The organism is Mesorhizobium sp. M1E.F.Ca.ET.063.01.1.1 (assembly GCF_003998155.1).
GTDB lineage: Bacteria > Pseudomonadota > Alphaproteobacteria > Rhizobiales > Rhizobiaceae > Mesorhizobium.
Genome location: NZ_RZSC01000209.1, coordinates 1 through 8,655 on the forward strand (window position 1 = coordinate 1; position 8,655 = coordinate 8,655).

The window sequence follows — 8,655 nt, forward strand, 5'->3', positions numbered from 1 at the left end:
GCGCTCAACCATGCCGGCGGTAGAGACATAGGTAAAATCGTCGGCGACGCCGGCATGGTTGAGCGCCGCCACCGTGTCGCCGCCGCCGGCGACCGAAACCAGCTTGCCTTCCCTGGTGCGGGCAGCGGCGTGCTTCGCCGCCGCTACCGTGGCATGGTCGAAGGGCTCGATCTCGAAGGCGCCGAGCGGGCCGTTCCACACCAGAGTCGCGGCGCGGTCGATCCAGTCGGTGACGCTCTTGACGGTCTTTGCGCCGACATCGAGGATCATGCCATCGGCCGGCACGGCCTCGATAGCGACGGTTTCACTCGCAGCACCCGCCTTGAATTCTTTCGCGACGACGCCGTCGGCGGGCAGGATGATGGCGCAGCCGGCTTCGGCCGCCTCGATCATGATCTGCTTGGCGGTGCCGGCAAGGTCATGCTCGCACAGCGATTTGCCGACATCGGTGCCACGCGCGGCGAGGAAGGTATTGGCCATGCCGCCGCCGATGACCAGCGCATCGACCTTCTTCACCAGATTCATCAGGAGATCGATCTTGGTCGAGACCTTGGCGCCGCCGACAATGGCGACGACCGGCCGCACCGGATTGCCGAGGCCCTTTTCCAGCGCATCGAGCTCGGCCTGCATGGTGCGTCCGGCATAGGCGGGCAGCCGGTGCGCCAGACCTTCGGTCGATGCATGCGCCCGGTGCGCGGCGGAAAAGGCGTCGTTGACATAGATGTCGCCATTGGCGGCGAGCTTTTCGGTGAAGGCCGGCTCGTTCTTCTCCTCGGCCTTGTAGAAGCGGGTGTTTTCCAGGAGCAGCACATCGCCGTCCTTCATGGCCGCGACCGCTTCCGCGGCCTTGTCGCCGATACAGTCGGAGGCGAAACCGACCGGGCGGCCGAGCACCTCGGCCGTCGCCCGGGCGATCGGCTCCAGCGAGAATTCGGCCGACGGGCCGTCCTTGGGCCGGCCGAAATGCGCGAGCAGGATGACCCTGGCGCCTTTGCCGGAGAGCTCGGAAATGGTCGGCGCGATGCGCTCGATGCGCGTGGCGTCGGTCACCTTGCCGTCGGCTACCGGCACATTGAGGTCGACGCGCACCAGGACGCGCTTGCCGCTGACGGCGCCGATATCGTCGAGTGTCTTGAAGCCGGCCATGGTCGTTCCTTTCCCTCGAAAAAACGCGGCGACCTTACCCGGCAGCGGGGACGATGCAAGGTCTGCGTTAGGGCGTGCGCGCAAAAATAATGTCGCAGTGAGACATCAGCTTTCGCTGGTTGCCTTTTGTCCATCTGGTTCGGGCGCCGCCGTGTCGTTTGGCGCGTCCCCGGCGGCCTGCTTTTCCGCCGGTTTGCGCCAGTTGCGAATGAAGGCGGCGACGCGGTCGGCGATCTCGCCGGCGCTCAGGAAAACCGGCACGCGCGCCACCGGCGCGGTCGGCTCGAAGGACAGGCCAAGGCCAGTGATCCTGCCCTTCTCGTCGACATCGCGCACGATCAGCTCGATCGGACCGATCATCACGCGGTCGGCATATTCGGCGTGGCCGCCGAGCCGCTCCGTGACCAGTGCTGCGACGGTGAGCTTCTGCTCGGCCTCGGTGAGACCCGGCGCGTAGGCGGCTTCCAGCTCTCCCGCGGAGCGGGCCGGATCGAGGGCGAATGCGCCGAAGAAGTCCGCATCCTCGGGGTCGACCACGGCGCGGCTGGCGAAGAGCTTGTCGAGCAGGCGCGGATAGCGGTCCGGCACGAAGATGTAGACCTGATCGCCGGCGGTCAGCCGGCCCATGTCCTGGAAGCGCATGGAGCGGCCGTCGCGCAGCACCAGCGACGGCCTCGCCCAGCGCGGGATGCGCTCGCCGCGCGCCACCGGGCTGCCGGGCGCCACGCGATAGGCGAGCAGCTCATGATGCGCTGAGCCCGGAAGTTCGAGCTCGACCTTGTCGAGCGGTCCGAGCCGCGCCGGCACGATCAGGCCGAGGCGGCGCGCCAGCGGACCGACGGTCCAGCCCTGGACCACCAGCGACACAAGCACGATGATGAAGGCGACATTGAAGATCAGACGTCCTTGCTCGAGACCGCCGAGCAGCGGCGTGATGGCAAGCAGGATCGAGACCGCGCCGCGCAGGCCGACCCAGGAGACGAAGGCGACCTCCGGGCGCGGCAGGCGGAACGGGATAAGGCACAGCCAGACGGCTAAAGGCCGCGCCACGAAGATCAGGAACAGGCCCAGCATGATCGCCGGCGCCAGGATCGCCGGGAACTGCGACGGCGTGGCGAACAGGCCGAGGATGAGGAACATGATGATCTGCGCCAGCCACGACATGCCGTCCTGGAAGCGCTTGAGGATGGTGACGGCGCGGATGTCGGAATTGCCGGCGACGAGGCCGGCGAGGTAGACCGCGAGGAAGCCCGAGCCGCCGACGGCGCCGGCTGCGGCGAAGACCATCAGCGAGAGCGTCAGCACGAAGATCGGCAGCAGCCCGTGGTCGAGGTTCAGTCGCTCGACGAGGCGCACGATTGCCATGCCGCCGAGCACGCCGATGACGGCGCCAAGCCCCATATTGATGAGGAAGCCGACTGCCAGATTGATGGCGAGAACGTTCGCCTCCGGGTTGGCGTGAGCCGCAATGATCTCGACCAGAGTGATGGTCAGGAAGATGGCGATCGGGTCGTTGGTGCCGGATTCGACCTCGAGGGTGGAGCGCACGCGCTCGCGCAAATGGATTTCGCCGGCGCGCAGCAGGAAGAACACCGCCGCCGCGTCGGTCGAGGCGACGGCGGCGCCAAGCAGCGAGGATTCCAGCGAGCTGAGATTGAGCAGATAGTAGGCCGCGACGCCGAAAATACCCGTGGTCAGGACCACGCCGACAGTGGCCAGCGACAGCGCCGGTCCGGCAGCCTGGCGCAAGGCGTTGAGCGGCGTGCCGAAACCGGAATCGAACAGGATGACGGCCAGCGCCAGTGAGCCGGCAAAATAAGCCAGGCGCGCATTGTCGAATTCGATGCCCAGCCCATCGACGCCGGTGGCAAGGCCGATGCAGAGAAAGAGGAGCAGCAGGGGCGCGCCGAAGCGAAAGGCGATCAGGCTCGAAAACGCGGCGGCAACGACGAGCGCCGTGCCGACCAGCGTCACAAGATAGATCGCATGCTCCATCCGGAATTGCCCCTCAAATCCGCTCCCTCCCGCTTTACGGCAGAGTGGGGCGAAGACATGACCAGTGCAAGGCGGCGGCGTGGTTTTTTGCCCCATGCCGCTGATATGGAACGAAAACGCCCGGCCGAAGCCGGGCGTTTCACGCGATCAAAAGAAAGCCCGCGTTCAGGCGATGGTCTTGCCGAAGGCGACAGCCGTGTCGCCCATGCGGTTGGAGAAGCCCCATTCGTTGTCGTACCAGGAGAGCACCGAGACGAAGTTGCCGTCCATGACCTTGGTCTGGTCGAGCGCCGCGATCGAGGAGTGCGGATCGTGGTTGAAGTCGATCGACACGTTCGGGTGATGGGTGACCGAGAGCACGCCCTTCAGCTTGCCCTGGGAGGCGGCGATCAGCGCCTCGTTGATCTCCTGCACGGTGGTCGAGCGCTTGGCGATGAACTTGAAGTCGACCACCGAGACGTTCGGGGTCGGCACGCGGATCGAGATGCCGTCGAGCTTGCCCTTGAGGTCGGGCAGCACCAGGCCGATCGCCTTGGCAGCACCGGTCGAGGTCGGGATCTGCGACAGCGCCGCCGCGCGGGCGCGGTAGAGGTCCTTGTGCATGGTGTCCAGCGTCGGCTGGTCGCCGGTGTAGGAGTGGATCGTCGTCATCATGCCCTTTTCGATGCCGACGGTCTCGTGCAGCACGGCGGCCAGCGGCGCCAGGCAGTTGGTGGTGCAGGACGCGTTCGAGATGACGACGTGGTCCTTGGTCAGCTTGTCGTGGTTGATGCCGTAGACGACCGTCAGGTCGGCGCCGTCGGACGGAGCCGAGACGATGACGCGCTTGGCGCCGGCGGTCAGATGCGCGGCGGCCTTGTCGCGGGCGGTGAAGATGCCGGTGCATTCGAGCGCGATGTCGACGCCGAGCTCCTTCCAGGGCAGCTGGGTCGGATCCTTGATGGCGGTGACCTTGAACTTCTCCGCGCCGACGGAGATCTGGTCGCCATCGACCGTCACCTCATGCGGGAAGCGGCCATGCACGCTGTCGTAGCGCAAAAGGTGCGCATTGGTCTCGACCGGGCCGAGGTCATTGACGGCGACGACGTCGATGTCCTTGCGGCCGGATTCGTGGATCGCGCGCAGGATGTTGCGGCCGATGCGGCCAAATCCGTTGATGGCAACTCTGACGGTCATTTTTCTCTCCCTAGGGGGCCGGAAAGCGGATGGGTCCGCAGCTTCATAACGGGGGACGGACAAAGAATCCAGCCGAGGATACCCGAATTTAAATCGATTAGGTTAGCCCAGCTCGACACAACCCATTGAATGATTTCGCCGGACCGGGGCCTTCCTGCTTCCATATGTCGCTCAAAACCGCTGTGCTTTCCAGCGACATGCAGTGACTCACTTGCCGTGCAGGCGCGCTTCCACTGCTTTCGCCGCAGCTTCCGCCGTAATGCCGAAATGCGGATAGAGCTGCTCGATGGTGCCCGAGGCGCCGAAGCCGGTCATGCCGATGAAGATGCCGTCGCTGCCGATGATATGGTCCCAGCCCTGGCGGATGCCGGCCTCGATGGCGACCTTGATCCTGGCGTTGCCGATCGTCTTCCTGCGGTAGTCCTCGCTCTGCTGGTCGAACAGCTCGAAGCAGGGCACCGAGACGACGCGGGTCGGGTGACCGTGCTTCTCGAGCAACTCGCGGGCGCCGAGGGCGACCTCGACCTCAGAACCCGTGGCGAAGATCGTCACAGCCGCCTCGCCGTTTGCCGCGGCGAGCTCATAGGCGCCGGAGGCGCTGAGGTTCTTCTCGTTGAATTCGGTGCGCACGGTCGGCAGGTTCTGGCGGGTCAGCGCCAGGGTCGAGGGCGTCTTTTTGGATTCCAGCGCGAGCTGCCAGCATTCCGCCGTCTCCACCGCGTCGGCCGGGCGGAACACGTTGTGGTTCGGAATGGCGCGCAGCGCCGCCAGATGCTCAACCGGCTGATGGGTCGGGCCGTCCTCGCCGAGGCCGATCGAGTCGTGCGTCATGACGAAGATCGAGCGGATGCCCATCAGCGAGGCAAGGCGCATCGAGGGGCGGGCATAATCGGAAAAGCAGAGGAAGGTGCCGCCATAGGCGATCAGGCCGCCATGCAGCGTCAGGCCGTTGATCGCCGCGGCCATGCCATGCTCGCGGATGCCGTAGTGGACATAGCGCTGGCCGTAGTCGTCGGGCGTGATGTTCTTGGTCTGGCTGGTCTTGGTGTTGTTGGAGCCGGTGAGGTCGGCCGAGCCGCCGATGGTTTCCGGCACCGCGCCGTTGATGACTTCCAGCGCCATTTCCGAGGATTTGCGGGTGGCCACCTTCGGCTTGTCGGCCGAGAGCTTCTTTTTGTAGTCGGCGATCACGGCGTCAAAATTGCCCGGCAGCTTGCCGGCAAGGCGGCGCTCGAATTCGCCCTGCAGCTTGGCGTCGGCCTTGGCGAGCCGGCCTTCCCAGTCGGCGCGTGCCTTGGCGCCGGCCTTGCCGACCGCGCGCCAGGCGTCGAGGATGTCGGCCGGCACCTCGAAGGGCGGCGACTCCCAGTTGAAGAATTTGCGGGCGCCGGCGATTTCCTCGGCGCCGAGCGGCGAGCCATGCGCCTTGTTGGTGCCGGCCTTGGTCGGGGCACCGAAGCCGATGGTCGTCTTGCAGGCGATCATCGTCGGCTTGTCGGAATGGCGGGCGGCTTCGATGGCATAGGCGATCGCTTCCGGATCGGTGCCGTCGATGTGGCTTGCATTCCAGCCGCTGGCCTGGAAGCGGGCGACCTGATCGGTGTTGTCGGCGAGCGAGACCGGACCGTCGATCGAGATGTTGTTGTTGTCCCAGAAGACGATCAGCTTGTTGAGCTTGAGATGACCGGCAAGGGCGATGGCTTCCTGGCTGATGCCTTCCATCAGGCAGCCGTCGCCGGCCAGCACATAGGTGTAATGGTCGACGAGGTCGTTGCCGAACGCAGCATTCATGATGCGCTCGCCGAGCGCGAAGCCGACCGAATTGGCAAGGCCCTGGCCGAGCGGGCCGGTGGTCGTCTCGATGCCGGCGGCATGGCCGTATTCGGGATGGCCCGCGGTCTTCGATCCGAGCTGCCGGAAGTTCTTGATCTGGTCGATCGTCATGTCCTCGTAACCGGTGAGGTAGAGGAGCGAGTAGAGCAGCATCGAGCCGTGGCCGGCCGACAGGATGAAGCGGTCGCGGTCGGCCCAGTGCGGGGCCCTGGCGTCGAATTTCAGGAAGCGGGTGAACAGCACCGTGGCGATGTCGGCGCAGCCCATGGGCAGGCCCGGATGGCCGGAATTCGCCTTCTCGACGGCGTCCATGGAAAGGAAACGGATAGCATTGGCCATCCGGTCATGTTGTTCACGCGAGGTCATGCTTCCTCCGGAAGTGGGTTGGAGCCTTGGGTGAGCCCTTGGGGGAGAGCCCTTGGAAAGGATGCCGCGACACATAGCAGGCGCGGCCCTTGAGTCAACAAATCGGTCGACTTTTGCCGGGCTTGTGAAGGGGTCGGATGCGCTACATTAGCGTTAGCGGGGGACAGTCGCGAGAGCTTTATTGACGCGCGCTTCACCCGGCGCCTAATCTTTCCGACATAACGCGTTCTGAACGCGAGCGATTCGGTGACGGGCAGGGCATAGGACGAAGGCCATGACCGGGGAAACGACCCTTAAAGAAGTCATCGCCAGGCTCGGCAAGGCCATGGAAGGGCTGGAAAGCGCCGTGGCGGCGCGGCTCGAGCATGAGCGCGACTATTCCGAGGCCGAGGCCGAGGTGCAGCGCATGAATGCCGACCGCTCGCGGCTGGCGCAGGAGCTCGACAATTCCGAAGCCCGCGCCGAACGGCTGGAAGATGCCAACAAGGAAGTGTCGCGCCGGCTGGTGACCGCCATGGAAACCATCCGCGCTGTACTCGACAGGTAGTCCAATGGCACAGGTGACGGTTTCCATCGACGGCAAGCAGTACCGGATGGCTTGTGACGAAGGCCAGGAAGAGCATCTGATCGATCTCGCCGAGCGCTTCGACCGCTACGTCATGCACTTGAAGGATTCCTTCGGTGAGATCGGCGACCAGCGGCTGACCGTGATGGCCGGCATCATGGTGATGGACGAGCTCTCGGAGCTCAACAAGCGGGTCAAGGGCATGGAGAGCGAAGTGCTCACGCTGCGCAAGACGCGCGACGAGGCGCTGACCAAGGCCGACAAGAGCGACAGCGTGCTGACCACCGCGCTCGGCGCATTGGCGCAGCGCATGGAAGATCTCGCGACGACGCTGGCGGTGAAGAAGGCTTAAGCCGCTTCGTCCAGTCCCCCACGGAAATTCCTGCTGTCTTTTCCAGGAAAAGACGAAATTTTTCCGCCGCTTCGGTCACGCTTGCAGGCATAAGCCTTTTGAACACAGCCGTCCGGCGGTATAGAAGGCGTAGCCAGGCCGATGGGGTTGGCCCGTCGGCGACATGTCACAGGGTAGGGAGCACGTCATGAGCCTTCGTATCAACGATATCGCGCCGGACTTCACGGCCGAAACCACGCAAGGAACGGTGAATTTCCATCAGTGGATCGGTGACGGCTGGGCGGTGCTTTTCAGCCATCCGAAAGACTTCACGCCGGTCTGCACGACCGAGCTCGGCACGATGGCCGGGCTGGAAGGCGAGTTCAGGAAGCGGAACGTCAAGATCATCGGCATTTCGGTCGATCCGGTATCGAGCCACGAAAAGTGGCATGCCGACATCAAGACCGCGACCGGCCAAACGGTGAACTATCCGCTCATCGGCGACAAGGACCTCAAGGTCGCCAAGCTTTACGAGATGCTGCCGGCGGGCGCCGGCGAGACCTCGGAAGGCCGCACGCCGGCCGATAACGCCACCGTGCGCTCGGTCTACGTCATCGGCCCCGACAAGAAGATCAAGCTGGTGCTGACCTATCCGATGACCACGGGCCGCAACTTCGATGAGATCCTGCGCGTCATCGATTCCGTTCAACTAACGGCCAAGCACCAGGTCGCGACGCCGGCCAACTGGAAACAGGGCGAGGACGTCATCATCACCGCCGCGGTCTCCAACGAGGATGCGATCAAGCGCTTCGGTGCCTATGAGACGGTGCTGCCGTATCTGAGGAAGACCAAGCAGCCTTCGGCAGGCTGATGTTCAGGTGGTCCCGGCCTGCAAATGGCGGCTTCCTGCGCTTCCGGTGCTCACGTACTTTAAGTGCGCTCCGCTCCGGCCTACGCCGGCCGAAGCCCTTATAAGTGTCTCCGCTCTATGAAGGCTACGGCCGGCGTAGGCCGGTTCTCGGAAGCCACCATTTTCGGCTCGGGCTGACCTGAATCTCAACCCGCCATACCAGCCAGTTACGACAACAAAAAAGGCGGCGCTGAAGCGCCGCCTTTTCATATTTCATTTCTGCCTAGCCTTAAGCCGCCGGCTGCGCTTCGATGGTGCGCAGAGCCTGGCTCTGGCGCTTGGCGGCGGCCTTGACCGCGTCCTGCACCTTCTCGAAGGCGCGCACCTCGATCT

7 protein-coding genes and 1 pseudogene are annotated in these 8,655 nt (G+C 64.6%); 3 read left to right on the top strand and 5 right to left on the bottom strand.

Annotation, left to right across the window (positions count from 1 at the left end; genetic code table 11):
* The 4 genes from EOA29_RS16555 to tkt form a co-directional block, all read right to left on the bottom strand.
* Positions 1-1,146 (bottom strand): phosphoglycerate kinase (locus tag EOA29_RS16555; RefSeq protein ID WP_145969688.1); only part of this gene is annotated, 1,146 nt, incomplete at its 3' end.
* 105 nt (positions 1,147-1,251) lie between these two features.
* Positions 1,252-3,141: a potassium/proton antiporter gene (locus tag EOA29_RS16560; protein WP_126091537.1), complete on the bottom strand. Its 1,890-nt coding sequence runs from the start codon at positions 3,139-3,141 to the stop codon at positions 1,252-1,254.
* A gap of 165 nt (positions 3,142-3,306) precedes the next feature.
* A complete protein-coding gene (gene gap, locus EOA29_RS16565; protein ID WP_126091538.1) occupies positions 3,307-4,317 on the bottom strand; it encodes a type I glyceraldehyde-3-phosphate dehydrogenase in 1,011 nt (336 codons plus the stop codon).
* Between the two features lie 207 nt (positions 4,318-4,524).
* Positions 4,525-6,516, bottom strand: coding sequence for a transketolase (gene tkt / locus EOA29_RS16570; protein WP_126091539.1), 1,992 nt, complete (start codon positions 6,514-6,516; stop codon positions 4,525-4,527).
* A 274-nt stretch (positions 6,517-6,790) separates the two neighbouring features.
* Here tkt and EOA29_RS16575 point away from each other — a divergent pair, with 274 nt between their 5' ends.
* The 3 genes from EOA29_RS16575 (at position 6,791) to EOA29_RS16585 (ending at position 8,283) form a co-directional block, all read left to right on the top strand.
* Positions 6,791-7,063, top strand: coding sequence for a DUF4164 domain-containing protein (locus EOA29_RS16575; RefSeq protein WP_126087211.1), 273 nt, complete (start codon positions 6,791-6,793; stop codon positions 7,061-7,063).
* A gap of 4 nt (positions 7,064-7,067) precedes the next feature.
* Positions 7,068-7,433, top strand: a complete 366-nt coding sequence (locus tag EOA29_RS16580; protein ID WP_126091540.1) for a cell division protein ZapA — start codon at positions 7,068-7,070, stop codon at positions 7,431-7,433.
* A gap of 187 nt (positions 7,434-7,620) precedes the next feature.
* On the top strand, positions 7,621-8,283 hold the full coding sequence (locus EOA29_RS16585; protein WP_126091541.1) for a peroxiredoxin: 663 nt from the start codon (positions 7,621-7,623) through the stop codon (positions 8,281-8,283).
* A gap of 268 nt (positions 8,284-8,551) precedes the next feature.
* Here EOA29_RS16585 and EOA29_RS16590 read toward each other — a convergent pair.
* Positions 8,552-8,655: pseudogene (locus tag EOA29_RS16590) on the bottom strand (RNA polymerase factor sigma-32); the annotation flags it as partial.